The sequence below is a fragment of the Polaromonas sp. P1_G4 genome (genome assembly GCF_056405475.1).
The window spans coordinates 1-1,436 of record NZ_JBFUCA010000773.1 but is presented as its reverse complement, the minus strand read 5'-3'; the positions used below and the strand labels follow the sequence as shown (position 1 = coordinate 1,436).

At 62.9% G+C, this 1,436-nt stretch carries 1 protein-coding gene and 1 pseudogene; both read left to right on the top strand.

All coding sequences use genetic code 11. From position 1 onward, the window contains the following. On the top strand, positions 1-133 hold a 133-nt coding region (gene rpmE, locus AC1D1X_RS23200), incomplete at its 5' end, for a 50S ribosomal protein L31 (protein ID WP_477699330.1). A 205-nt stretch (positions 134-338) separates the two neighbouring features. Continuing rightward, positions 339-1,436, top strand: a pseudogene (locus AC1D1X_RS23195) (hypothetical protein); the annotation flags it as partial.

The following is a 1,436-nucleotide window of genomic DNA, read 5'->3' as shown; positions in this document are numbered from 1 at the left end:
GTCCAGCGAATCGCACCCTTTCTACACCGGCACACAAAAATCCGTGGACAACATGGGTGGCCGCGTCGAGAAATTCCGCAACCGTTTCGGCAAGACCGCAGCCAAAGAGGCCGCACCCGAAGCTGCGAAGTAAGCTGCCGGATAAGCTGCGAAAAAACTTTCGCCAGCCTGCAAAAAAGCAGCCTGAAATTCAGGCTGCTTTTTTTTCGGCAAAATTTGCCAGGTTACGCGATGTGCCTCAGGCTGGTTTGACGCAGAATCACCCGTAGCCAGGACTGAACGACCCGACAGCAGCCGCGCTCCCTTTCGATCTCCCAGATCTATCCGACCCATACGTTTTGAATAAACCGTCTCCTGCCATCATTGCCCAGTCCGCTGTGCGCCGCCTGCCGCGACTCGCACTGCTGCTGTTTTGCGCAGCCTATGCGCTGCCGGGTTTTCTGGGGCGTGGCCCCTGGAAAAACGAAGACATTGCTGCATTTGGCGTAATGCGTGAACTCGCCTCCATGGCGGGCAACTGGCTGCGTCCACAGTTGCTCGGCCAGGTCACGGAATTCGATGCACTGGCACCGTATTGGCTGGGTGCCATCGCCATCAAGGTTTTCCCCTTTCTGGATCCGGCATGGGCTGTGCGCATTCCATTTGTGGCACTGCTCGTGTTGACGATGCTGGCGACGTGGTACGCCGTTTACTACCTGGCGCGTAGCCCGCAAGCCCAGCCAGTCGCCTTTGCTTTCGGCGGCGAGGCCAGTCCGGTCGACTACGCCCGGGCTATCGCCGATACCGCCCTGCTGGCGCTGATCGCCAGTCTTGGCCTGGCGCAGCTCTCCCATGAAACCACGCCGGCCCTGGCCCAGCTCGGGTTCACGGCGCTGGCCTTTTACGCCATGGCAGCAAGCCCCTACCGTGCGGCCACCAAAATCCTCGGCCCGGCATTCGGTCTGCTGATCGGGCTTGCAGGACTCGCCCTGAGCGGTGCTCCCACACTGGCATTGCTGATTGGCATGGGCGGGGCACTGGTGGAATGGACTCACATGCGCTGGGGCACCGGCCAGTCCGATCCTGCAGCCAGGCAACAGTCCTGGCACTGGGTGCTGCTGATCACCGGCRTCACGCTGCTGGTAGCGCTGCTGGCCCATGGGTTGGACCTGTGGCGCTGGAGAATTCACCTGCCGGGCGCAGACGGTCAGTCCGCCCTGAAAGACTGGCGCAGCCTGGGTCGCCTGCTGCTGTGGTTTACCTGGCCGGCCTGGCCGCTGGCGATGTGGACACTTTACCGCTGGCGCAGGCAGCTGGCCAGCCGCCATGTCGCCTTGCCATTGTGGTTCGCCGCGATGGCCGTGGCCGCCACGCTGACGACCACAGCCTCGGACCGCAGCCTGCTGCTGAGCCTGCCGCCGCTGGCAGCGCTGGCTGCCTTCGCGCTCCCCACACTC